24 protein-coding genes, 1 pseudogene and 1 riboswitch are annotated in these 24,766 nt (G+C 30.6%); of the genes and pseudogenes, 1 reads left to right on the top strand and 24 read right to left on the bottom strand.

Annotated features, from left to right (window positions below; genetic code table 11):
* From BMX60_RS07770 to BMX60_RS07860, 19 genes and pseudogenes are all read right to left on the bottom strand, one after another.
* Positions 1-1,804: ABC transporter ATP-binding protein (locus BMX60_RS07770; protein ID WP_143055911.1), on the bottom strand; the 1,804-nt coding region annotated here is incomplete at its 3' end.
* Complete coding sequence (locus BMX60_RS07775) at positions 1,770-3,524, bottom strand: ABC transporter ATP-binding protein (protein WP_091350944.1); 1,755 nt, start codon at positions 3,522-3,524, stop codon at positions 1,770-1,772. The genes BMX60_RS07770 and BMX60_RS07775, both read right to left, overlap by 35 nt.
* A gap of 63 nt (positions 3,525-3,587) precedes the next feature.
* Complete coding sequence (locus BMX60_RS07780) at positions 3,588-4,352, bottom strand: hypothetical protein (protein ID WP_091350945.1); 765 nt, start codon at positions 4,350-4,352, stop codon at positions 3,588-3,590.
* A gap of 45 nt (positions 4,353-4,397) precedes the next feature.
* Positions 4,398-5,060: a helix-turn-helix domain-containing protein gene (locus BMX60_RS07785; RefSeq protein ID WP_091350946.1), complete on the bottom strand. Its 663-nt coding sequence runs from the start codon at positions 5,058-5,060 to the stop codon at positions 4,398-4,400.
* Between the two features lie 18 nt (positions 5,061-5,078).
* Positions 5,079-5,666 (bottom strand): GGDEF domain-containing protein, encoded by a 588-nt coding sequence (locus BMX60_RS07790; RefSeq protein ID WP_091350947.1) that lies wholly within the window; start codon positions 5,664-5,666, stop codon positions 5,079-5,081.
* A gap of 267 nt (positions 5,667-5,933) precedes the next feature.
* Complete coding sequence (locus BMX60_RS07795; protein ID WP_091350948.1) at positions 5,934-6,866, bottom strand: hypothetical protein; 933 nt, start codon at positions 6,864-6,866, stop codon at positions 5,934-5,936.
* A 110-nt stretch (positions 6,867-6,976) separates the two neighbouring features.
* Complete coding sequence (locus tag BMX60_RS07800) at positions 6,977-7,327, bottom strand: VOC family protein (RefSeq protein WP_091350949.1); 351 nt, start codon at positions 7,325-7,327, stop codon at positions 6,977-6,979.
* A 35-nt stretch (positions 7,328-7,362) separates the two neighbouring features.
* The gene (locus tag BMX60_RS07805) at positions 7,363-7,791 is read right to left on the bottom strand and encodes a hypothetical protein (RefSeq protein WP_091350950.1); all 429 of its coding nucleotides are present in this window, start codon (positions 7,789-7,791) and stop codon (positions 7,363-7,365) included.
* Positions 7,792-7,880: 89 nt separating this feature from the next.
* Positions 7,881-9,674 carry a GmrSD restriction endonuclease domain-containing protein gene (locus BMX60_RS07810; RefSeq protein ID WP_091350951.1) on the bottom strand — a complete coding sequence of 598 codons (1,794 nt, stop codon included), beginning with the start codon at positions 9,672-9,674 and terminating at the stop codon, positions 7,881-7,883.
* Between the two features lie 46 nt (positions 9,675-9,720).
* Positions 9,721-10,926: an EAL and HDOD domain-containing protein gene (locus tag BMX60_RS07815; RefSeq protein WP_091350952.1), complete on the bottom strand. Its 1,206-nt coding sequence runs from the start codon at positions 10,924-10,926 to the stop codon at positions 9,721-9,723.
* Positions 10,927-11,310: 384 nt separating this feature from the next.
* Positions 11,311-11,781, bottom strand: a complete 471-nt coding sequence (locus tag BMX60_RS07820) for a DUF441 domain-containing protein (RefSeq protein WP_091350953.1) — start codon at positions 11,779-11,781, stop codon at positions 11,311-11,313.
* Positions 11,782-11,806: 25 nt separating this feature from the next.
* Complete coding sequence (locus BMX60_RS07825; RefSeq protein WP_091350954.1) at positions 11,807-12,301, bottom strand: ECF transporter S component; 495 nt, start codon at positions 12,299-12,301, stop codon at positions 11,807-11,809.
* A 110-nt stretch (positions 12,302-12,411) separates the two neighbouring features.
* Entirely contained in the window at positions 12,412-12,750 is a 339-nt protein-coding gene (locus BMX60_RS07830) for a helix-turn-helix domain-containing protein (RefSeq protein ID WP_091350955.1), read from the bottom strand.
* 480 nt (positions 12,751-13,230) lie between these two features.
* On the bottom strand, positions 13,231-13,953 hold the full coding sequence (locus BMX60_RS07840) for a transglycosylase domain-containing protein (RefSeq protein ID WP_091350957.1): 723 nt from the start codon (positions 13,951-13,953) through the stop codon (positions 13,231-13,233).
* A 192-nt stretch (positions 13,954-14,145) separates the two neighbouring features.
* Entirely contained in the window at positions 14,146-14,493 is a 348-nt protein-coding gene (locus BMX60_RS07845; RefSeq protein WP_091350958.1) for an FtsX-like permease family protein, read from the bottom strand.
* A complete protein-coding gene (locus tag BMX60_RS07850) occupies positions 14,433-14,690 on the bottom strand; it encodes an ABC transporter permease (protein WP_091350959.1) in 258 nt (85 codons plus the stop codon). The genes BMX60_RS07845 and BMX60_RS07850 overlap by 61 nt, the downstream gene beginning before the upstream one ends.
* Positions 14,691-14,707: 17 nt before the next feature.
* A pseudogene (locus BMX60_RS07855) lies at positions 14,708-15,410 on the bottom strand (ABC transporter ATP-binding protein).
* Positions 15,411-15,597: 187 nt separating this feature from the next.
* Positions 15,598-15,738: a hypothetical protein gene (locus BMX60_RS12065; RefSeq protein ID WP_177159745.1), complete on the bottom strand. Its 141-nt coding sequence runs from the start codon at positions 15,736-15,738 to the stop codon at positions 15,598-15,600.
* Positions 15,739-15,774: 36 nt separating this feature from the next.
* Positions 15,775-16,815 carry a histidine kinase dimerization/phospho-acceptor domain-containing protein gene (locus BMX60_RS07860; protein ID WP_091350960.1) on the bottom strand — a complete coding sequence of 347 codons (1,041 nt, stop codon included), beginning with the start codon at positions 16,813-16,815 and terminating at the stop codon, positions 15,775-15,777.
* Positions 16,816-16,998: 183 nt separating this feature from the next.
* A riboswitch (purine riboswitch) is annotated at positions 16,999-17,100 on the top strand.
* A gap of 100 nt (positions 17,101-17,200) precedes the next feature.
* Here BMX60_RS07860 and BMX60_RS07865 point away from each other — a divergent pair.
* Positions 17,201-18,676: a solute carrier family 23 protein gene (locus BMX60_RS07865; RefSeq protein WP_091350961.1), complete on the top strand. Its 1,476-nt coding sequence runs from the start codon at positions 17,201-17,203 to the stop codon at positions 18,674-18,676.
* Positions 18,677-18,689: 13 nt separating this feature from the next.
* On the opposite strand, the gene BMX60_RS07870 is transcribed toward BMX60_RS07865, so the two are convergent.
* From BMX60_RS07870 to BMX60_RS07890, 5 genes are all read right to left on the bottom strand, one after another.
* Entirely contained in the window at positions 18,690-19,082 is a 393-nt protein-coding gene (locus tag BMX60_RS07870; RefSeq protein ID WP_091350962.1) for a pilus assembly PilX N-terminal domain-containing protein, read from the bottom strand.
* 8 nt (positions 19,083-19,090) lie between these two features.
* On the bottom strand, positions 19,091-20,431 hold the full coding sequence (locus BMX60_RS07875; protein ID WP_091350963.1) for a prepilin-type N-terminal cleavage/methylation domain-containing protein: 1,341 nt from the start codon (positions 20,429-20,431) through the stop codon (positions 19,091-19,093).
* A 1-nt stretch (position 20,432) separates the two neighbouring features.
* Positions 20,433-20,846: a type IV pilus modification PilV family protein gene (locus BMX60_RS07880; RefSeq protein WP_091350964.1), complete on the bottom strand. Its 414-nt coding sequence runs from the start codon at positions 20,844-20,846 to the stop codon at positions 20,433-20,435.
* A gap of 142 nt (positions 20,847-20,988) precedes the next feature.
* Positions 20,989-23,406 (bottom strand): AAA family ATPase, encoded by a 2,418-nt coding sequence (locus tag BMX60_RS07885; protein WP_091350965.1) that lies wholly within the window; start codon positions 23,404-23,406, stop codon positions 20,989-20,991.
* The gene (locus BMX60_RS07890) at positions 23,396-24,496 is read right to left on the bottom strand and encodes a metallophosphoesterase family protein (RefSeq protein WP_091350966.1); all 1,101 of its coding nucleotides are present in this window, start codon (positions 24,494-24,496) and stop codon (positions 23,396-23,398) included. The genes BMX60_RS07885 and BMX60_RS07890 overlap by 11 nt, the downstream gene beginning before the upstream one ends.
* Positions 24,497-24,766 lie beyond the last annotated feature (270 nt).

Below are 24,766 nucleotides of genomic sequence, written 5' to 3' on the forward strand. Positions count from 1 at the left end.
GAATATTATAGAGCTTATAATATACTCCTTTTTTTGCCATTAAAGTATTGTGATCTCCCATTTCTACTATTTGTCCTTTATCTATTACCATAATTATGTCGGCATCCCTAATGGTACTTAACCGGTGGGCTATGATAAAACTTGTACGGTTTTTCATCAGTTCCCACATTCCCCTTTGTACATAAATTTCTGTCCGGGTATCTATATTACTAGTGGCCTCATCTAATATTAAAATTGCCGGATCTGCTAATATTGCCCTGGCAATTGCAATTAACTGTTTTTGACCACTACTTAAGTTGCTCCCACTTTCAGATAATATTGTATCATAACCTCTAGGTAATTTTTTAATAAAATTATGGGCATAAGCTAGTCTGGCAGCTTGTTCTACTTCATGATCTGTTGCCGATAATTTCCCATATCTGATATTTTCCCTAATTGTTCCAGAAAAAAGGTAAGTATCTTGTAATACAATACCAAAGGATTTTCGCAAACTTTCCCTTGTATAGTTTTTTATATCCTGCCCATCAATTAGTATTTTCCCCCCATTTATTTCATAAAACCTTGTTAGTAAGTTAATTATAGTAGTTTTTCCTGCACCTGTTCTTCCAACAATAGCCACACTAGTTCCTGGTTGAATTTCAAAGCTTAAGTTCTTTAATACTTCTTCACCATTTGGATATCTAAATCTTACATTTTGAAATATTATGTGTCCTTTGGCTTTATCTAAAATTACTCCATCTTGATTATCCTCTATCTCTTCCTCTTCTTCTAAAACTTCAAAAACCCTTTCGGCACCTGCTATTCCAGACTGTAAGGTATTGTAAATACTGGCAACTTCATTTAATGGTCGAACAAACTGTTTAGAATAGATAATAAAACTGGCAATGATCCAAACATCTATAATTCCATTTACCGCTAATATTCCACCAACCCCTGCTACTGATGTAAAGCCAATGTTTTTAATTACATTCATCAAAGGCATCATAAAACCGGACCAAATTTGAGCTTTTATCCCTACATCCTGTAACTTCAAGTTTATATCGTCAAAACTTTTAATTACATCTTCTTCACTATTAAAAGCTTTAACTACCCAAATTCCTGAAATCATCTCTTCAATATGACCATTTAACTTTCCTAAGTACTCTTGCTGCCTCCGGAAGTAAAGCCTTGTCTTTTCTGTAATCTTTTTAGTGACAAAATAAACTAAAGGAATGGTAACGATACTGGCTAATGTTAGTAAAGGGCTTAAGATAATCATCATTACAAAGGAGCCGGAAATTGTCAAGATACTAGACATCAACTGAATTGCCGATTGGGCCACTGTTGTACTGATATTATCTATATCATTAGATAATCGGCTCATAATCTCCCCATGGGTATGTTTATCAAAATATACTAATGGTAATTTCTGCAATTTGCTAAATAAAGATTTTCTAAGGCGAAAAAACATTTGCTGCGAAACTTGAGCTACTATCCATTCTTGAAGTATTTGAATAGTAGTATCAGCTAAATATATAACTGTTAGAAGTAGTAAGGTTATTTTAATTAAACTTAATTCTTCTCCCCCACCTATCCTTTCTAAAGCATCTATTCCCTGTCCAATTAAATAAGGGATCCAAAGAGCAATTGCTGTAGATATCAGGACTAATCCAAATAGAATTAACAGTAATGTTTTCTCCCTTTTGAAATAGTGCCATAAACCCTTTAACGTTCTTTTAATATCTTTAGCTTTAACTACCGGTGCTCCCCTTTGCCCTCTACTGGGATTATCACCTAATGCTACAAAGCTGGGACCTTTCAACAAAGTCTCCCTCCCTTCCTAGTTGAGAGCGATAAATATCTCTATATACTAGACAAGTTTTTAAAAGTTCACTATGATTTCCTATACCAACTATTTCTCCTTCATCTAATACAACTATTTTATCTAAATCCATAACAGAAGTTATCCTTTGAGCGATAATTATAACAGTACTATCTTTTAAAAACCTTTTTAGGCCTTTTTTTATACTAGCTTCTGTACCAACATCTACTGCACTGGTACTATCGTCTAATATCATAATAGGGGCTTTTTTTAACAAAGCTCTAGCAATGGCTATCCGTTGTTTTTGTCCTCCTGAAAGATTTACTCCACCTTGTCCTAATACCGTTTGATAACCGGCGGAAAAAGATGTAATAAAGGAGTGGGCTTGGGCAATTTCCGCCACTTCCCTTATTTCATCTTCAGTAGCGTCTTTTTTCCCCCATCTAATATTATCGTAAATAGTCCCTGTAAATAGAAGGGCCTTCTGTGGAACTATGGAGATTTTTTCCCTTAAATTTTTGATGTCCAACTGACTTATATCTATATCATTTATTCGAATATTACCACTCCTGACATCAAAAAATCTAGGTATTAAATTTACAAGGGTACTTTTTCCTGCCCCGGTTGAACCAATAATCCCTATAGTTTCACCGGGTAAACAACTAAAAGTGATGTCTTTCAACACCAATTCACCATCACCATAGGCGAAAGAAACATTAGAAAATTCTATTTTACAATATTTTGAATCGATGATTTTAGGATTTAAAGGATTTTTTATAGTGTTTTCATAATTAAAAACTTCACCAATTCTATCTAAAGAGGCTTTTGCTCTAACAGAATTATTTATTATCCGGGATATTATCATCAATGAGTGGAGAATTTGGGTCATATAGTTAATAAAGGCAATGACTTTACCTACTTGGATATTCCCATCTCTTATTAAAAAGGATCCAAACCAAAGGATAGCTACAATCCCCAAATTTACCGTTAAAGTAATAGCTGGAGAGAAAATAGCAGTTACCCTCATAGCTTTTTTAGTAACTTGAGCTAAGTTTTCATTCACCCTGTGAAATCGATCTTTTTCAAAATCCTGTCGGCTGAAAGCTTTAACTACCCTTACCCCTCTTAAATACTCCCTCATAACTTCATTAATTTTATCCATAGCTAATTGGACTCTAGTGAAATAAGGAAAACCTATTTTAAAATTAATACCCATAATCACTGCTATTATAGGTACAATTAGCAATAAAATTAAAGACATAGAAGGACTTAAGTAGAAAGCCATTATAATACTACCTATACATAAAACCGGGGCTTTGAAAAAAATCCGCATCATCCGATGAACAAAATCTTTAACTTGGGTGACATCATAAGTAATTCTAGTTATTAAAGAGGATGTTTGAAAATTATTAATCCCTTCTGCCGATAAATATTGGATCTTTTTAAATAGGTCAGACCTTAACTGGGCACCAAAACACTGGGATGTATAGCTAGAAACAATGTTCCGTCCAATGGCCCCTACAGCACCAATCCCTGTTATTAATAACATGTATCCTCCAGCTTTAAAAACATATTCTAAATCATTATTGGCAACCCCAATATCTACCATATTGGCCATGATAGTTGGTTGTAAAAGGTCAGCTATGGCTTCTATAATAAGAAAGGATATAGACAATAAAAAAAGCTTCCAATATTTTTTTATGTATTTTTTCATATAACCCATAAAACCACCTCAAAGTTTATATAAAAATTTTTAAAAGCCTCCTTAAAAATAAGGGAGGCTATTTTAGTAAATATTTCGTTGTTTAAAATATAAGGGAAGTTCATCATAAATAGATTTTATTTCTCCACCTTGACCTTCCTCCCAGCCATAAAGGGCATAGCCGAAGGTAAAGGGTACTTCTACTTCTTTTCCACTTTCATCGATATAGGCAGAAATAGAATTTTCAAAATATAACATCCCGAAACCTGGAGCAAAGGCTCTCCTTTCAAAATATTTTTTCCCAGGATATCCTTCTATCCCTTCAATAACCGTTTCGGTATGATATACTTTCTTTTCAGGGTAATCTGGTATGAGTTCTACTTTGTAAATTGTTGTTGTAACAGTTCTAGGAGTAGTTTCACCTTCTAAAATCACTTCATAAGACCAAGTATTTCCTACTTCTAAAGGAAGTTTTAATACAATTTGGTTTGGAATTATTGAATTTAAACTTTTTGTCTTTCTGTTAAAATAATCATTTACCCGTACTGTTTCTATTACTTTATCTTCTTCAACTGTATACTGTACTGTAAATGTTCTTTCACCAAATTCATCCCCTGCCCCATCATTCATTTTCCCATTATAAGTTACTATTCCTTGACTACCTTCTTTTTTAACATCACTTCTAGTAATGATATGTCCATATTCTGCCATTCCGTCATAATATAAAGTTACTTTTTCTTCACTGTAAAATATTTGGAGCAATTCTTCACTATATTTAGTTTCATCTTTACCTTGGCAACCGACAATTAGAAGGGAAACTAAAATTAAAATTATTATTTTACTTCTCATACCATCCTTTCCTTTCCTTTTTATTTTGAGTTAAAATAATACCCTTTATAGATAGTATTCTACTTTAACGCACTTGCCAATAACTTCTATATCCTTGAGATTTACATTTACTTTTTCCTTACCATCTAAATAATAAATTCCATTGGATTCTTTTACTAATTTACCCACTCTATTTTTATTATTTAACTTATATAAATAGACCTGGTTACTTTGGATTTCTTCTTGCTTATAAATGGTTATTATATCATTTTCTTTAATTCTCAAATCTTTTAAATCTCTACCTTTATATTGGATAAACAACAGCTTATCCCAGCGAAATCCTTCTATTTTTTTATCAATAACTGGCAAATCCTTATAACCTACTACATCCCATTTTTCCATATCATATATGGGAAACTTTTTAATAACATTGGCTAAGGCATCTGCCCATTGCCCTTGTGGGGTTATTGGGTTAAATTGGTTTACTATTTCTGCCTTTTTTTCTTCTCTCTTTTCTTTTTCTACCGGTATATTTTCTATTATAACTTCCTCTAATTTTACCCCTAATTTTTTTAAAATATTCTCTGCTACTTTTTCATTAACTACCTTTCTACCTGCTTCCACCTCTATTATAAAACCTTCTGCTACACCACACATTTTAGCTAATTGTTTTTCTGTTAGTTTTTTACTTATCCTAGCTTCTTTAATTTTCTGTCCTAACCTATTCATAGTCATCACCCTTTCTTATTACATTTGTTTATAACTGGTTATTCTACCTTTCCCTTTAGATTTACTGCAATATAAAGCCAGGTCAGCTTTTCTAAATACCTCTTTATAATTTTCTAATCCTTCCCTTATGTGAAATCCTATGGATACCCCAAAATTTATCTTTGTATTTGAAGGCAAAAGATTGAGTGATTCAAAATCTGTTTTTATTTTTTCTGCTATTTTTAAAGCTGTGTTCTCAAAATTCTCTTCCTTTTTATTAACTAAAATAATTGCAAATTCGTCTCCACCGTAGCGACCTACATAGTCTTCTGGTTCTACATTATTTTGACAACATTTAGCTAAACTCTTTATTACCTCATCACCGAATTGATGTCCATAAGTGTCATTAACATCTTTAAAATTATCACAATCCAACATTATTACCCCATAAATTCCCTCTAAACTCTGGGCTACACTAATTATATATTGATGGTTATAAACCCCTGTCATTGAATCTGTTATAGCCTTTTCATAGAGAATTTTTGCTCTTTCCTCTTCAATTGCCATATGGGTTTGTAATTTCAGATACTGAATTACTACTAAGATTATCATGGCAAAGGAAAGCAAAATTACTCCAAAGGCTGTGTAGCTTACCGAAGAAAATCTTTTTAAAAGGCCATTGACTACATCTACCCCTCCAGTAATCAGTAAAGTAGCAATAGAAAATAATAGGATTTGGGATTCTTCCCTTTGATGATAATTTTTCCAAGAACACCATAGCCAATTAAGTATATTGAGGAAATTGCATAATTAAATTTCTAGATTAAATTTATCAATATATTGTGTTTATTATTTTTCTATAATACTATATCTAGATATTTTGTTTTTGATTTCTTAAATATGCAATTTCCTCATATTAACTAAAATTAAAATATTTAGGTAGTTATACCCTACCTTGAAAGAGTAATTGTTATCTGAATGTAAAATTAAAATGATTATTCCTACTAAAGATGCTGTACCTAAATACAACGTAATCTTTTCTTTATATAATGTATATACAGCTAAAGCTATAAAATAGCATGCCAAATACATAAAAAACAAAGATATTTTTTTAAAAGTTAAAATAGAAAAGGGTATGTATGGGATGTAGAAATAATCTAAAAAATTGATACTCATTGCCATAGCAGCTAAGGAAAAATAGAGGAATTCTTGCTGGATCTTGCCAGAAATAAAATATAAAGTAATGATCATTGCAAAGGCAAACCATAGGGCACCGAAAACTACGAAATAAATATTTTCAAAGAGAAAACGAAAATAGGTAGCTAACTTTAAGGCCATTTGTCCATTTGTTATTAAAATAGGAAATTCCGATTTCCCCAATTCATATAAACCCATGACTTGGATTGTTAATTGATTTTGGTCAAGGATTAAGTCAGGACTTATTGTGAATAGGTGGGTTGAATTCCAAATATTACTCCTCCCTTGATCTTGTTCCCCTACTATACCTACCAATTTATCGTTAAAATAAACTCGGTACCACTGACCTGATAGGCGATGAATGAGTAATCGATAATCCTGTCCAGAAACTTTACTAAAATTCTCTCCAGGAATATATTGGGTGAAGGTAAAAATTCCCGCTTCTTCAGGAGTGACTAAGCGATATTCTAAATTATCCCTCATCCCATCTAAATAAAATTGATCAAGAATAATTACTTCATCTCCGTATTTTTTCAATAAGGTTTTATTTTGAAAATCTAGCCTAAAGGCGAGGAAAAGAAAAAAGGTACAAATAAGTAACACAATAATTTTTAATTTATTTCCCTTCATGAACAACACCAACTTGACATAATAATATATTTATTAATTCTACTTTAATGTAAAAAAATCCTTTAATAATAAAAAAATCCCTTATGTTTGTATAAGGGATACCGTAATTATTATAGAAACTTTTGTATTTCTACATAATACCCGTTTGGGTCTTTTACAAAAAAGTGATAAATATTAAATTTAGGGTTTACCTTTGGTTTTTCATCAATTACAACATTATTATCTATTAATTCATGATACATTTTATCTACATCATCAACTAATAAAGTAATGATAGGACTTTTTCCATTAACACTAATATTTAAATGTTGGCAAAAACCCAACTTCCCTCCGCCAGGCACATCATATATCTTACAAAGTCCTTGGTCTTTATAAATGGGTAATTTTAAAATTTTATTATAAAAATAATGGGTTTCCTCTAAGTTACTAGTACCTAAAAATACAATTAATCCTTCTAACACTCAAACCACCCCAACATTTTCCCCATTCTATCCAATTATATATCTAAATTTGAATTAGATACCTCTACTTTCCTTAAATAAAACATAATCCCTGTAAAAGCTAAAAATGTCAAGATTAAACCTATACCAATTGTTCCTTCAAAAATTATAATTATAGAGAATAATAATGAATGAATTATCCCATAAATGGCCAAACCTTTTCTAAGCTTACTATTAAAATCAATGAAAAGAAACAGTACAATAGCAGCAGCAATAACAGATAATAACCAATTAGGAATCGATAAACCCCATAAATTAAAGCTTGAATTCCATCCATTTAATGTAATTTCATGTCTACCGAAAAATTCATCGAATGGAAATTCTCCGAAACCTAAACTAGCTACAACTGATCCCCAAGGCATAAAACTAGCAATTATTACAACAGCACATAAGATGACTATTGTCACTTTGTTTTTGTCATTCAAATAAAACACCCCCAAATTTTTTTAAAACCTATTACCAGGTTATTCTACAAAAATTTAAATTATCCTTCAAAATATTAATTTTATAAGATTTATAAAGAGAAATAATATTTTTTAATCTTTTGTGCCATTAACTTTCTTCTTTCATTTAAAAACTGTTCATAATCCCCTACTTCCATTTCAAAAATTGATTCAGGAATACAGTTTTCCTTCATATTTTCCTTCAATTCTTCTAAATTCTCAATTCCCGTTATTGAAAATTTTTGATTAGTTATATCTTCTTTAATCAGATTAAAATAGATTTTAGGTGATTTATCTTTTATTTTGATATTAATTTCTGATTGCATAATAACATAATTTGCTATTTGATTGTATTGTCCTCTGCCTAAATTATACTTTTGCAAGTATTTTTTAGGAAATATATGATGGATATCCCCTCTTTCTTCAATTAAATGTTTTACCTCTATTTCTTTAGATAAAAATCCCCTATCTCCACTTTTAATTTGCGAAATTAAAAAGAGGCTAAAGTATGGACTGCTTCTAACAGAAGTATCTAACCTACTAACAAGAATATTATCCCAAAAAGCATCAGATAACTGTCCTTTTTCTTCGTTTTCTATAAAGACTTCAAAACTATCTTCTAACATCTTCTTTATATCATAATCAAATTGGGATTCTGAAGAACCGGAATATCTTCCTGTCAACAAGGATAATACTAACCATTTCCTAACAAGTTTTTCTATTTTATTAGAATCTACCCCTTTTGTTTTTAATGTTAAATATAATATATAGCCAAAGTTTAATACATTTTGTGATCTAATTAAAGTTTTGTCGATTATTCCTGTAGATTTTACTATCATGATATATCTTTTAAAATTAGTTTCATTGACAAATTCTAACACACCTTTTTCAAAGGTTTTAAAGCTTTCTTCTTCTATTTCCTTTTCATATTCTCTAGTTTTAAAATTTCTACCTGATAATAAACTAACTAAATCTGATAACTTGCCTCTATGGAACTGAGAAGTGAAAGCAACTCTAATAACATCAGAATAAGTAGGTACATACAAGTCTTGTTTTTCCTTTGCTATCCAAGTTATTTTACTAAAGTAATCAGTTTGTACAAACTCAGGATCATTTTTTCTAATTGCTTCAACTATACTAGAATTTCTTGCCATATGACAAAAGTAATCGATAATCTTTCTTATCAAATATCCATTGAATTCTTTGTTAACAGCTATTTTAGACATAGCAAAATCTGCTTGACTGAGAACAACTCCTTTAGAGTTTATTCTAATAAAAATTTCCGTTACCGTTTCAATATCAAGGCTATGGGATAATTCTATTATTCCTATTACTCTATGTTTAATCTCGGTAAGCTTTTTTATTTTTTTAAATAAAATTTCGTCGATTATATCAGGGACTTCTTTGCAAAAATCATAAACAAACTTAAGTTCATTTACTTCTCCTTTAATGAAGACAGAAATATCCTTTATCCAATTTGGATCTTTTTCTATGGCTGTATTTAATACTTCAAACCTTTCTTCTAATGGGTTAAAGGCAATCTTTATAGATTTTTTGTTATAATTCTCATCTAAAACTTCCATACCCATTAAAGCTGCTGTCATAGCAGTTACCCGTTGCTGGCCATCAATCAAAATTCTTTTTCCAGAAGATTTTGTCCCATCTTTAAGCCTTATATCAGGATTTCTCCATGTAATTAAATATCCTACAGGATATCCTTTATATAAAGAATCAATTAAATCCCTTACTTTAGTGGAATCCCAAACAAAAGGCCTTTGTATTTCTGGTATTGCTACATCCCCATCCCTTATCCATGATAATATACTTTCTACAGAAACATTATTAACCTCATATTTTCGACTCAATTTCTACACCCTTCCATAACATTTTCTCTACATAGCTACATAAAATTTAGACGACTTCTAATAACATGGCCCATTCTATAGCAACAATGTAATTTTTCAATATTTTATCTTTACCGATCTCTTGTAACACAGGGGAATTCTCAATTTTTTCCCAAATAAATTTTTCATAACTTATCACTAAATCCAAGTATTCTTTTAACCTATTGTTATTACCTAATAGTGCCTGTTTTACTTCTGAATCTAGAGGCAACTCATCTAATACATCCTGCATCCTTTTATTTAAAAGAATATCAATGGCTGAAAACATACCTGTTAAAAAATAATTCAATGGATTTGGTAACTTTTGCTCTTTCGCTAAAAGTTCCATCATTTTACCACGGATTAAACAATTTTTAACCAACTCGTTATTCTCCTTGCTTTTTACCCCGATTAACAGCATTAAAAAAATCCATTTTTTTATTTCAACTATCCCCATTCTGACTAAGGCATGTTTTACAGATTTAATTTCTTGTCTTGTAGAGAAGTAAACAGAATTTACTAGTTTTAATAGCCTATAAGTTAACCCTAAATCTCTCTGAATTATTTCTGCTAGTTTATCAAAGTTTGGTTCGACTTTACTTAATTCTTCTAGCATTTGGAGTAGTTTTACATTTAAAAAGACCAAATCATTACTTTTAAGTATTGTCGGCTTACTGAAAAAATAACCTTGAAATAATTGATAACCTAAATTTAAAGCTTTTATAAAGTCTTCCCTTGTTTCTATTTTTTCCGCTAAAAAAAATACCTGGTGACCATATTTTTTTATTGCCCTACTTTGCGTATAATAGTCTACTTTATTGAATTCTACTTTTACAATATCTATAAATTTAAGTAATAGTTGTAAGTCTTGATGAAAAACAAAATCGTCAATCGCTATGGTATAGCCATTTTTCTTTAACTTTTCACAAACCTTTATAACTTCTTCTGTTAATTTAACATTTTCTAATACTTCCACTACCGTTGAATCTTTAGGAAGTAACAAGGGAATTTCCCTTTCTAACATCGTCTGAGAAAAATTTATAAAAGCTTTTTTACCATCAGTAAGTTTTTGAAAATCCATAGTAAAAAAGGCATTATTTATTAGCTCTGCAGTTGCTTGATTATCATCATTTCCTTGGTAATAATTATCCATACTGTTTCTATATAATAATTCATAACCATAAACACTCAAATTTCTATCAAATATAGGTTGTCTAGCTATAAATACCTCCAATATAATCCCCCCTGCAACAAGCCCTAATATTTTACTTATTCTACAATTATTTGATTTTTCCTTGTTTTATAATAAAAAAAGCCGAACAATTCGGCTTACCACAAATATCCTACTAAACAAAAAATAAAAACTGTAGATAATGCTAATAATATTGTTAACAGAACCTGCTCCTACTACCAGTAGAAGTAATCCAGCTAACTCTAAGGTTTTAACAAAATTCAAGTTAAAGTACCACGAAATACCATAAGTTATTACCGTCGTTATTCCAGCAACTAAGAGGGCACCCCTCCCCCTTTTTTATCAGTATGGTTTTCTGCTAGTTTTATTATAACATACTGATGAAAATTTTAATAATATTAAATATTGATAATTATTGAATTTTCATTAAATTAACCCCAACTTAGATAGTAATGTTAAAAACATAAAACCAATTCCTGAGCCAATTAATGGCCCTACTGGAGTCCCTCGCAAAAAAGCAACAGCTACAAAGGTTCCTACTATTACTCCTAAGGTTAAGTTAGAGTTAATTGGCCCTATTTCTATCCCCTTAGCACCAAACAAAGCAACAGAAATACCTGCGAAAAACCCGATAATCCCATCGGGTTTTAAAAAAACTGTTTTTATATCTTGTACTGTATAACGCCCTAATACTATTGGTGCTAAAAATCCCAAAGTGATTAAGATTATTCCCCAACTAATCCCATTTTTTGCTATAAACTCCAAGGGCCTATCGGCTTTTAAGAGTTTTAATAAAAGAATTAATGCTGTAGCTATTGCCATAGGACGATTTTTAGTTAAAATAGACAGAATAAATACAACACTAAATAATACTTCTATCCAAAATTTTTCAATCAATTCTAATCCATCCTTTTTATTAGATTTACTGAATTACCTTAATTCTTTTAATAGCCGGTGCTAAAACAAAGGTTAAGGCTAAAGATACTACTCCTTGGATAATATTTAAAGGAGCATCAGCTACTGCAGCGGCGAAGCCGTATAAAAATATTGCTGCCACAAAATAGCCAGCATTCAATATTAGAACTGCTATTATTAATGCTAATACAATTTTATAATTTTTGAAACCTTCTTTTAGATAAATAATTGAAACTAAACCAACTACAAATCCTTCTAAACCTTTAATAACAAAGGTAAAAGGTGCCCATAAAGGATATCCTAAAATTATATCAGCTAAAGCTGAACCAACAGCTCCAGCGACAAAACCTGCAGTAGGTCCAAAAACAAGGGCAATAGAAAAAATTACAGCATCACCTAAGTTAATATAACCAAAGGCTATGGGGAAACTGATATAAGTCGTTACTAAAGCTACCATAGCTATAGAAAGAGAGTATAACCCTAATAATTTTCCTTTATTCATTACTTCTACCTCCTAGAAAATATTCTAATTCTATTATTAGAATAATCTATTTTAACTATATATAAAAGCGATAAAAGTAAAAAAGTATACTGTAACGATACAGCATACTTTTAGTCATCTATATTTTTATTTTTGTTATTAACTATAAAATCGATAAAATTATGGACATTTTCTTTTTCTTTTGTTGTTAGTTTTTGATATTTGAGTATCAAGTTAATTTCATCTTCATTCAAAGACTTCAAATCTATATTTTTTCTAATATTAGACTTTCCAATTAAATAATCAGTCGAAACACCAAAATAATCAGATAGTTTTTCTAATACCTCTAAACTTGGCTCTCTTTTTCCCATTTCATATTTACTAATTGAAGCTTGAGTCATGTTTAAATCCATTGCTAGTTTTAATTGGTTTATCTTTTTTTCTTTTCTTAGTTCTCTTAATCTTTTCACCGGCCATCATCTCCCTATGGATATTATATTATCCATAGTTTGACCAGTTATTCCATTATGTTATAATCATAATATATATTTTTATATAAAGGTGATGTGAATGTTAAATTGTTGTTATATCATTTGTCATATCTATAATAATAAATATTTTTCCCTTTATTATAGTTCAAATATAACAGTAATAATAAAAAAAATTATAATAAAATTAGCAAATCAAGGTATATATATTTTTTACGTTGATTTAAATAATTATGCTTTATTTGTTAATTTGACTAAATTATATAATCTTTCAAAAGTATATCCTAAAATTAAAATCATTATAAATACATTAAATAGAAATAATATGATTTTAGATTGTAATTTTTTTAATAAAATATTTTTCCTTACTGACTCTATAGTTCCTTTAGATCTAGTTAAATTTTGTAAGAAAAAAAATATAAAATTATCAATTGTAAATATTAATAAAAAAAATTAGTCATTTTATTCTTCAATAAAGCCTAATGTAATCATCTGCATTAACACCTGTCTTTGATTTTGTTCAGCTAATTGAGGATTTGTTAATGGATTATATAATCCAGGGGCTTTAATTATCCCAGCTAACATAGCTGCCTGTTCTACAGTAAGGTCTTTTGCCGATGTATTAAAGTATTTTTGTGCTGCCCTTTCCACCCCATAATTGCCATTGCCAAAATATATTTGATTTAAGTACATTTCTAATATTTCCTCTTTAGAATATCTTCTTTCCAGTTTTATAGAAATAACCAACTCTAACAATTTCCTCTGAATTGTCTGTTCATGGTGTAAGAATAAATTTCTTGCTAGTTGTTGGGTTATAGTACTACCCCCTTGAACTATATCTCTATTTTTGGCATTCACCTTAAAAGCACGGAGTATCCCTTTTATATCAAAACCTTTATGATTGAAAAAACGATTATCCTCTACTGCTATAAAGGCATAAATTAAGTGATCAGGCATTTCTTCAATTGATATAAATTCTATTTTATTTTCCTTATATTCCCGGATAAGTATACCTTCTACTAAATAAATAGGTCTATGCTTTTCAAAGATAGGGGATGGTTCATCCCAATTTATGTAGTAAGGTGAACTAGGAACTACTAATGAAAGATAAGCAGATAAAAATACAACTATTATTATATTTATACAAATAATAGATAGTTTTAATAACTTCTTAAAAAGTTTCATAAAAGTATGCCCTCCCTTTTTCTCCCCTTATAATTTCGACTTAATATTAAAAAAATCCTGCTATATTGAAGTTATTAGCAGGATTTTTATCACCTCAAATACAATTGGTGAACAAGGATATTGTATTATCGGTGGAAGAGTTTCAAGAAAAGAGCTTAGACGAAATAAATTATTTTATATTAGTATACAACCTTAAATAAAGCGAAGTGCCTCTGCTGGATCCTGATTTGCTGCCTGATATGCTGGATATAAACTGGAAAACAATCCAACAAATAATGCTATTCCAATTGAAAGTAAAAATAATTCTATCCTCCAAGGTATAGTAATATCTACTGATGTAAAACGGGGTCCAACATAGCTTGCTATTCCAATTCCCACTAAATATCCAATTATTCCTCCTAGTAAACTCATCCCAATCCCTTCCATCACTATTATCTGGACAATATGTGTTTTGCGAAATCCTATGGCCCGAAAAATACCTATTTCCTTTGTTCTTTCTCTAACGGAAGTAGATATTGATAAACCACTCCATAGGAAAATGTTAGACCACCTGAATCAGGAGTAATAATTACATTTACTCCAAACTCAGTAAATTGCCTGGTGATTTCTTCCTTCATAACTTCTACTATACCATAGACTGATACAATAGTAGCAATTCCAATAATAAGCCCTAGCAATACAAGAAACATTTTCATTTTACGACGGCGAAGGTTATTAATAACGATCAGATAAAGCATTTAAACCCTCCCTCTTTCTAAAACTTTTCAATACTTTTCCAATTATCTTCTAAGATTTTACCATCTTTCATATAAATTGTTCTACCCATATAACGTAGATTATCTGGATTATGGGTTACCATCAATATAGTTAAACCTTCTTCATTTAACTTCTGAAATAACTCCATAATTTCGTTACCGGTTTTAGTATCCAGACTACCAGTAGGCTCATCTGCTAAAATGAGAGGTGGAGAGTTTACAATAGCCCTTGCTATAGCAACCCTTTCTTGCTCTCCTCCTGAGAGTTGATTAGGTAACCTTTTCATTTTATTTTCAAGCCCTACTCGGATTAAAGCTTCTTCAGCCATCTCTTTTTTTTGCTTATTACTTACCTTTACAGTTGTTAAAGGAAGCATTACATTTTCATGAGCTGTTAGATAAGGGAATCAACTGAAATTGTTGAAAAACAAATCCTAAATATTCTCTTCTAAAATCAGCCCTCATTTCTTGGGACAACTCATAGATGTTTATTCCATCTATTTCAACCCTACCTTCTGTAGGTGGATTTAGTGCACCTATAATAGAAAGTAAAGTACTTTTCCCTGACCCAGAATGACCCATAATACTAACAGCCTCACCTTTGTTCACATCGAAGGATACTGATTTTAATGCCTGAACCTCATCACCCATAGATACATAAGTTTTAGATACATTTCGCAAAGAAATCATCATTTCTGCCATATTTCTACCTCCTCTTGAAATTTATTGCAGTATTTCCTTTTTTAAATAAAGCGTAATGCCTCTACTGGATCTAGTTTAGCTGCCTTAATTGCAGGATAGGCACTAGCTATTAAAGTCACACCCATAGAAAGGAAAATTACCGGTAAGGCTAATTCAGTACGAAAAGGTATTTCACTTTGAAGCTGGGCTAAAGGTGGGCCTGCATAAAAACAACATTTAAATATTTAACAATAACAAAATCATTTTTCCCATTATCATTATTTAATTCTTCTAATGAATCTTGTTTATCTATATCAAACCAATTTTCATCTTTTCTATGATTACTCATTTTTCAAACCTCCTTTAGTAAAATTTTTTAACAGTACTACCTTCGAGGTCTCCAATTTAAAACTATTTTTTGATGAGAGGCAATTTTTTGAGTAACCATCATTATTTCTCCTAACAATTCACTGAGGTCTATATTTTGAATTTTCATTTTGTTAGGTTTTGCAAAATCTAATAGACTTTTTATTACCCTATTTGCCCTTTCTATTTCATGTTCTATTATTTCTAAACCTTCTTTTATTTCTACATCTTCAACATCTTCTTTAATTGTTTGGCTTATAGTTTTAATAATCCCCAAAGGATTACGTATTTCATGGGCTATTCCAGAAGCTAGTTGCCCTATTGCTACTAACCGTTCTGTTCTTTTTACTTGATTTTCTAATTTTTTTACTGTGGTTACGTCTTCCATTACAAGAACAGCACCTTCTTTTACTTTAGCTAAATTCTCAATAGGATAGATGGTAATATCAAGGAATAGATCATTTTTTTCTTTACCTATATAATTTAAGTTGATTTTAACCACTGTTTCTGTCCCTTTTATTATTTTATTAATTCCTTCAATAATAGTTTCTTGTTCAATAAATTTAGTTATCTCACTTTTAGTACCTAAAACCTTTATTATCTGCCTATTTACTGAACGAAGTTGTCCATTAATATCAAAGGCCATAACTCCACTATCAATACTTTGCAAAATATTGTTCGTATAATTTTCCAAATTAGTCAATTTAATTATTTGATATTCTAACTCTTTACCCCTTCTATAATCTTGTTCGACTAAATATCCAGTAATTAATCCTACTACAACAAACATTACAGACTCTAATAATTGGTTAAATAATTCAATATTAAATACTCCAAAATAGATTATCATATGTGGTATATATAGTAAAAAAACAGCTATTGAAACGGCAAATCCACCTTGAATACGAAACTTAAAAGCTGCTAAAATAATTGGTATATAGTATAACCTCCTGTAAAAATCATGGAGAACCCATAAATTAGATTGGGTAAAATAATGTAATCCAGTTATAAATAAGAGTAAAAATATAATTAAATAATTCCATCGAGTATTTTCTTTCATATATATCACCTGTTTATTTGTATTTATATTTACTAACTCTTCCATTGCAATTTTTGTACCAAAAAATTATCACAATTATATTCTACATAATTTTGTATATCTAATAAAGTTAAAGAATCTCACTAAAAATTTCACAAAAAAACTATTGATTTCTCCCTTAGTTTGTATTAGAATTAAGTACATTAAAATTAAATAAGATAAACTCGTATAATTTTGGTAATATGGTCCAGAAGTCTCTACCAGACTGCCGTAAACAGTCTGACTACGGGTTTTTTAGCTAACTTAGTGAGGTTAGTTTAGTTTTTTATACCTTTTTAGCTATAAAACCCCGTAAAAGCAGCGGGGTTTATTTTTTTAAAATAAAATCAGGAGAGGAGATTTGAAAATGTATCCACTTTTTAAACGGGAAGATTTTGATGGTTTCTTTGCTCTGTTTCAAAACAATTTAGCTAATTTCGTACTAATCGCTTTAACTTTAACTTCCATGGGATTTCCTAATCAAATTATTTACGGTAGAATAATCCCAGGTGCTGCTGTAGCTGTATTATTTGGCAATCTATATTATGCCTACATGGCTAAGAAATTAGCTTTAAAAGAAAATAGAGTTGATGTAACAGCATTATCTTATGGTATTAGTACCCCTGTAATGTTTATATACTTATTCGGGGTTTTAAACCCTGCTTTAAAGCAAACTGGTGACCCTGAAACTGCTTGGAAAATTGGTTTAGCTGCTTGTTTTTTAGGGGGAGTTATAGAAATTTTAGGTAGTGTAATTGGACGTTGGGTGAGGAAACATGTTCCTAGAGCAGCAATGTTAGGTGCTTTAGCAGGAGTTGCTTTTGCTTTTATAGGTGGAGAATTGCTGTTTAAAACCTATGAAATGCCGATAATCGGTATGGTAGTTTTAGCTATAATTTTGATCGGTCTTGTTGCTAAAAAAACTATGCCCTTTAAAATGCCGGCTTCCCTTTTTGCCATTGTTATAGGAACTGTTTTAGCTTATCTTTTTGGCAATGCTGAGGTATCCCAAATTCAAGCTGGTTTTGCCAATGCCGGTATTTACGTACCATTATTAAGTTTTGGTTTTATTGAAGGTCTTATCCTTCTGTATAAAGAGATGTTGACCTTATTTGCTATTTTATTACCTATTTCTATATATAACTTTATAGAAACTATGAACAACGTTGAAGCTATGGCCGCTGCCGGTGATAATTACGATGTAAAGGAAGCACAAATTGCCGATGGACTTGGTACTGTAATAGGTACACTATTTGGTGGAGTTTTTCCTACCACCGTCTATATTGCATCTGTTGGTTCTAAATGGATGAATGCAGGACGGGGATATAGTATTTTAAATGGTATTGTATTTCTCCTCGCTTCTACCTTTGGTGTTATAGCCGCTTTAGCTAAGATTATACCAGTTCCTGTAATCGCTCCTATTTTAGTTTTTGTAGGAATTTCTATGGTCTCTCAAGCCTTTACCTCCGTTAAATCAGCCCACTATCCTGCTGTAGTAATAGCTATGTTCCCCTATTTTGCCAATTATATAATGACAAGGTTTAATGGTGCTGCAGGGGAAGTAGTAGCAAACTTATCTACAGGGATTGTACCTTTAGGACAAGGGGCTATGTTTACTGGTTTAATCTGGGGTGCTGTACTGGTCTTTATAATTGACAATCAGTTTGAAAAAGCAGCTATATCTACAATAGTCGCCGCCTTACTAAGTACTGTTGGTTTTATGCATGCTCCAAATTTGACTTTACTATACAATTATCAATACACTGTTGGATACTTGGTCATGACTGCTTTATTCATAGCTTTTCATTTAGGAAACAAAACACCAAAAAAGTTAGGAGTTTAACCTCCTAACTTTTTTAATTTGTCTTAGTAGTTATATTTATTATCTTTCCATCTTCTATTATAGCAACCAAAGTTATACTAAAAGTTCTATTACCTGTCTGTAATATACCCTTAACTTCGATTTCCTCTGCATTTAAATTTACTATTTCGTATTTATATCCAGGAAACAACTCTACTGCTTCTTCAGGTGGATTAGGATTATTTTCCTTTTCCAAAAGATAGATAGCATGTTCTAGCCCAGCTTCCGCTAAATACAATGCCTTAGTTCTCTCTTCTAAATATTTATTGCTCCTAAATTCACTTAAATATGCTGCTAATAAGGCACTACTTAACATAAGGAATAACATTGTAACAATTATAGTTAATACTAATGCGTAACCACTCGTTTCTTTCATATATCTTTTCATTTAACACCTCAAAATTCAAAAGGATAATAACTGGAATCGTCTATAAAATTATCAATACTTTTATACTCTATTAAAGAACCACCACTTGTTATAAAAACACCATCTCTAGCTATAGCCAAACCTTTAAAAGAACCTCCAGAAAATGTTATTTTTCCATTAGGAGCAAATAAAACCCCCTCTATATGCATCCACCCAGATAAAGTAATATCTCCTTTGCTCACTATAATTACATTTTTAAAGGTTTGCCAATTATTAAATACATAATTTCCTTGCGAAAAAATTCTTACTCCATTAAAAAGTGGACCTCCAGATAAATACCCATTACTTATATACCAAGAATCATCTCTAAGTTTTGGTAAAGATATTTGTGGGAATTGAATAGAATCATATTTAGGTAATTTTTCTACTTTGATACATTTTGCTAAAATAGATTGGTTATAATTTCGAGGATAACTTAAATTCCCTTTATAATAAATATTTCCTTTAATATTTGGAGTCCAACCAAGTTCTACATCACCTTCTACATAAATATTCCCATGAATAACGGCATCTTTTAACCTTAAATTACCAGCAACATATACATCTCCATAAATATTTCTTGTACCATTCCATAGATTCAAATTTCCATTTACAAACATGAAACCGTTATTATCATCTAATCCTAACCCAGAACTACCTCCATCTAAATTTATGTTACCATCTATGAAAATGTTTTTAACATTCGTGAAATTGCCTTGGTTTAAATCGCTTGTAACTAAATCAGAACCTATGTATATTGTGCCATTTCTTGCAAGGATACTACTGCCTCCAAACTTAAAATCACTACCAAAAATAAATACATTTTCCGCTAAAATAAAATTAGATCCTTCATCTTTACTGATTACTGAATAATCTAGCCTTGCCACACTAAATTTTGTTTCTTTATCTTCAGTAGATAAGGTGATGTTTACTAAAGTAGGGGATGATTTATCAATACTAAAGTTTCCAGATACAATTCCTAAAAATTCCGTTTTTCTATCTTGTTCCTGATAATATTCACGGATTAGTTTTCCATTTTCAATTTTATAATTAATAGTATCACCAGTGTGGGGAGTTACTATCAAATTTGTATCATTATTACCATTATCTTCAACTATTGTTTCTTTTGCATATTTGATATCATTTGTTAAGTAACTCATAGCTAAGCGTAAGTCGTTTCTATCATGGCTGTTAGTTATTTGCCTAGAAACTAGTAACTGACTAGAAGCAACCATGGGATAGGCAACAGTAGCAACTAATCCCAAAATTGCCATAGTGACAATCAATTCAATTAAAGTTAAACCTTTATTAGTCAATAATTTCTTAATCATTTTAATCACCCCTTGTTTTTGTGATAATAACCATTGGGGTCAAACCACTACTTTCAGTGGTAACTTTTATTTGTAAAAGTCCTTCCTTAATTTCTTTAACTTCTAAAGTAATCTTATACTTTGTATTATCAATATCTATGTCTTTTGTAAATTGTTCTTCCCCTTCATTCCATCCTTGACTTTTCAACCATCCCCCTAACTTACCTTCACGTTCTTGCCAAATATTTTTGTTTCCCTTTATTTCTTCTATTACACTAGTAGTTACTGAGACCATTTCTAACCTTTCTTTATTTAATTTAGCACTTTTGATCCCTGAGATGATGACATTAGAAATAAAGATCATTGCTAAAAGTAAAATTCCCGTTGCTACCATAACTTCCACTAAAGATATCCCTTTTTGGTTTTTCCACTCCATAATAATCACCCTTTATTTTCCACTAACTACTTAAAATTATATCATAAATTTAATATAAAGATGTTAAAAATATTTAAAATTTTTTACTTAAGTTTATGTGTTTCACTAATATTTAATAAAAATTAGAGGCAATTTTTTGCCCCTAATTTTCTATTGGTAAAATTTTAATAAGATTTCCTCCCAATTCTTCTGCCGTTTGGGGATTACAGGTGGTAAAAATTACTTGATTATTTTTGGCAAATTCCTGAATTAGCTTAATACCCTTTTCTTTTCTATTAGGATCTAAATCAACAAGACAATCATCTAACACGATAATCCCTGGATTTTCCCCATACAATACTTCAATTATTGCTAACCTAAGGGCCAAGGCTACAGAATCCTTTGTTCCAGTAGATAAGAGTTCTATCGGCATTGGTACCTCTTCTTTTTTTATTTCTACATGGAGATTATCTTTTATTTCTGTAACTTGATACCTGTTATCAGTTAAAAAGGCTAAATACTTTTTAAAGGAATTCTCTAAAGGCTTAAAGGAATCTCTATCCATTTCTGCTAATTTTTCTTCAAAAACCTTTTTTATGATTTGTATTTTTCTTCCCCTATCTTTTAGAATCTGTAATTCTTTTTCAAGATTTTTAACTTCTTCGGCTATCTCTTCTGAAGAAACATCTGGTAATTCCATTTCTAACTTGTAATAGTCCTTTTCTAAAGTTTTTAATTGTTCTTCAATATCTCTTTCTTTTTTTCTAAGCTGCCCTAAAGAAGCAAAGAATTGATCGGTATCAACAAATTCAGGAGGTAGTGGAGCAAGTACTTTTAACTGTTCCTCCAAACTTTTAATTTCTGCCTTTTTTTCAACTAGTAAGTCTAATATTTTTTCTGGACTTTTGTATTCTTTAATCCATTCCTCTAATTTACTTTTTAGTGTCCCTAACTCTATTTCTAACTCCCGTAATCTCTTTCCTTTTTCCTCTAACTCCCTTTCTATTTCCCCTTCTCCTTTATTCAATTGGATCATTTCCATAGATTTTAGTTTTTCTTCTAAGCTTTCTAGACTTTCACCATTTAGAAGGATATCTATACTAGTTTTAATCCTCTCTATATCCCTATTTAAGTTATCTATCCTTTCTTTATTGACTTTTCCTTCTTCAATAGTAGTTATTCTTAATTCTTCTAACCTTTCCTTCAATTCTTTTTCCTTATTTTCTAGCTCTTCTTTTAACTGGTTAAAATTAAATTCACCGGATTGTATTTCTAATTCCCCAATTCCTTCAAACTCGATCTTTAAGTAACCTTCAGCAGTTATTTCTTGTTCAATTCTGTATTGTTCTTTGTTATCAAAATCTTTTGTTACCCAAACAGGAACAGTACTTTTTAAAATTTTACTCCTCATTTTTCCCGCCTTAATAGCGGTTCTGATTTTTTCTATACTGTTTCTTAATCTTTCTAAACTTTGTATGTCTTGATTAGTAATTTTAGGAATTAAACTTAAGTCCCCTTCCTTTTTCTTTAATTCACTTAAACTCTCTTTTATTTTATTTACTTTACTAGAAAGATTTTCCTTTTCTTTAATCTTCCGGGCATTTTCTAATTCTTCTTTAAGACCTTTTAACTCCTCTTCAACTTTTTCTTTTTCCTTTAAAGCATTTTTATGTTTTTCCTCGATTTTGGGCCAGTTATAATTTATTTCCCTTAACTCTTTTTCTACACTAGTTAACATCTTAATTTGAGGTTGAATTTGCGCCCTTTTACTTACATCTAACTCTACTTTACTGTATTCTTTTAGTTTTTCTAATATTTCACCCTTTTGTTCCTCTAATGCTTTTAACCTTCCATTTAATTCTGCCAGCTTTTTTTCAAGTTCAGTTGAATTTTTTAATTCTATCTTTTTATCTTCTAATTGATAATATTTTTCTAAAATACTGTTTTTAGGAATTCTCTTTGGCCTATTAATACTTTCAGGACGATCTATATTAGGATTCCATTTATCGTAAAGTTCATTGTATTCCCTTTCTATTGCCCCTTTTAATTTATCAACAGAAATGCCATCTAATTCCATGACCACTTTTCGTAAAAATGTACTTACATCTTCTACTACATCTTGATCATTTAAGATTAAATCAATTGCCCTTTTCAAATCTCCTTGTTTTGAGAAAATAATGTTTTTGTAAGTTTTTTCACCAAAACTTAAGATTTTGCTTAATTCTAGTTGAATATTGTTTTCATCAAGGATTTCGCTACCATCGGGTAATTCCATTCTACACTCTGGTTGAACTCCCCACCTTTTCCTAATTGTATATTCTCTATTTTCTTTGTAAAAAGAAAGATGTCCATCAAAAAAATCCCCTGAAGGAATAGGTTTAAATCTTTTAATAAAATTTTTATCTTCATTGTTATTATTTCTAAGTTTATGTCCTTTAAATAAAGTGGCATATATTCCTTCCACAACTGTACTTTTACCTGCTTCATTAGGCCCTAAAATCACATTAAGGCCTTCTTTTAGTTCTACCTTTAAACCTTTAAGTCCACCAAATTGGGAACAGGAATATTTTTTAATTTTCATATTTACACCCCCTGATCAATTCATAGGCCAATTGTAATGCATCTTCATCTTCTTCTAAAAGGGTTTTTAACATTTTATAGGGAAAAGAGTTTTCACTAAATTCCCTTTGAATATCTTCCTCTGTTATTTTCAAATTTAGATGATTTTGTATATCTAAATAAAATAGTTTTTCTTCTATTTCTTTTAAATCATCTAAAAGCTTATCGGAAAGTTCTTTATCTACTCTACCCTTTAAAGTTAACCTAACAACCTTCTTTTCAGGCTTATTTTCTAAAAGTTCTCTTTTCAAATTATCTAAATCAAAATCTGAGCAAATTGTCCATTCTAAGTCATAAAATCTATAAATCCCTGTTTCAATGGATTTTCCAGTTATTTTTCTATCTTCATCTATTGTAATTAGCCAAGCATATCCCGGATGCCTACAATCTAAACCATCGGGTTCAGGGGTACCGGCATTAAAGATTTTCCGATCCTTTACTTCTTTTTCCCCTGGATAAGGAATATGGGTATGTCCTAGTAACCAAAGATCAAGGCCCCTTTCTTCTAACTCCTTCTCATTCATTTGAAAATATTTATTTTCCAAATCTGGAGAGAGATTTTGCAATGATCCATGGGCTACTCCTATATGTAAAAACCCTTTTTCCTCCCTTTTGATCCAGCCTAACACATTATGTTCACAATGTTTTTGATGACAATAGGCAGGGTATATATATATATCTAGATCATCCAAGTAAAAGGGAGTCCAACTATTTAATAATATGGTATTGTCTCCTTTGGATGCCAGAAAATCTTGCCATAATTTAGTCCTTTCATCGTAATGATCGTGATTTCCAGGCATAACTAATGCCGTTCCCGAAAATTGATTAAGTATTTTAGCTACAACATCGATATCTCTCTTTGCCACTTTAGAATAGTCGAATAAATCCCCAGCAATGATGAATAGATCACAATTTTCATCGTTAGCTAAAGCCACCAATTTCCTTAAATTATCAATCCTTGCATCTTTTAATTGTCTTTTTACTTCTTCAGGATAGTTATTCCATTTTTTACCTATATGATTATCTCCTGTTAGGAAAATCTTAAATTCCATAACCCCAACTCCTTCCCTCTTCTTTTTTATAAATATTCTACTAAAAAATTATAATCCCTTTTTTAGGGAAAATAAAATCCAGATGATGTTAATTTTCAACATCTGGATTCTAGCATTAAACCAGGTTATCAATTTTATTAAAATCAATAAAAATAATTGAATATTTTAACAAAATTATTTATCAGTCAACACAGCCTAAGCTATGTTTACTCTGATTGGGTGTAACCCCACACCCTCTATCCCCTCCGAAAATACATTGGGGAATACTTT

The sequence above is a fragment of the Anaerobranca gottschalkii DSM 13577 genome (genome assembly GCF_900111575.1).
GTDB lineage: Bacteria > Bacillota > Proteinivoracia > Proteinivoracales > Proteinivoracaceae > Anaerobranca > Anaerobranca gottschalkii.

What these genes read in the sequence shown, in the direction of transcription:
- BMX60_RS07775 (WP_091350944.1), bottom strand. Translation starts at nt 3,524, where the DNA reads ATGGGTTATATGAAAAAATACATAAAAAAATATTGGAAGCTTTTTTTA.
- BMX60_RS07780 (WP_091350945.1), bottom strand. Translation starts at nt 4,352, where the DNA reads ATGAGAAGTAAAATAATAATTTTAATTTTAGTTTCCCTTCTAATTGTC.
- BMX60_RS07785 (WP_091350946.1), bottom strand. Translation starts at nt 5,060, where the DNA reads ATGAATAGGTTAGGACAGAAAATTAAAGAAGCTAGGATAAGTAAAAAA.
- BMX60_RS07795 (WP_091350948.1), bottom strand. Translation starts at nt 6,866, where the DNA reads ATGAAGGGAAATAAATTAAAAATTATTGTGTTACTTATTTGTACCTTT.
- BMX60_RS07825 (WP_091350954.1), bottom strand. Translation starts at nt 12,301, where the DNA reads ATGAATAAAGGAAAATTATTAGGGTTATACTCTCTTTCTATAGCTATG.
- BMX60_RS07840 (WP_091350957.1), bottom strand. Translation starts at nt 13,953, where the DNA reads ATGAAACTTTTTAAGAAGTTATTAAAACTATCTATTATTTGTATAAAT.
- BMX60_RS07850 (WP_091350959.1), bottom strand. Translation starts at nt 14,690, where the DNA reads ATGCTTTATCTGATCGTTATTAATAACCTTCGCCGTCGTAAAATGAAA.
- BMX60_RS12065 (WP_177159745.1), bottom strand. Translation starts at nt 15,738, where the DNA reads ATGAGTAATCATAGAAAAGATGAAAATTGGTTTGATATAGATAAACAA.
- BMX60_RS07860 (WP_091350960.1), bottom strand. Translation starts at nt 16,815, where the DNA reads ATGAAAGAAAATACTCGATGGAATTATTTAATTATATTTTTACTCTTA.
- BMX60_RS07865 (WP_091350961.1), top strand. Translation starts at nt 17,201, where the DNA reads ATGTATCCACTTTTTAAACGGGAAGATTTTGATGGTTTCTTTGCTCTG.
- BMX60_RS07870 (WP_091350962.1), bottom strand. Translation starts at nt 19,082, where the DNA reads ATGAAAAGATATATGAAAGAAACGAGTGGTTACGCATTAGTATTAACT.
- BMX60_RS07875 (WP_091350963.1), bottom strand. Translation starts at nt 20,431, where the DNA reads ATGATTAAGAAATTATTGACTAATAAAGGTTTAACTTTAATTGAATTG.
- BMX60_RS07880 (WP_091350964.1), bottom strand. Translation starts at nt 20,846, where the DNA reads ATGGAGTGGAAAAACCAAAAAGGGATATCTTTAGTGGAAGTTATGGTA.
- BMX60_RS07885 (WP_091350965.1), bottom strand. Translation starts at nt 23,406, where the DNA reads ATGAAAATTAAAAAATATTCCTGTTCCCAATTTGGTGGACTTAAAGGT.
- BMX60_RS07890 (WP_091350966.1), bottom strand. Translation starts at nt 24,496, where the DNA reads ATGGAATTTAAGATTTTCCTAACAGGAGATAATCATATAGGTAAAAAA.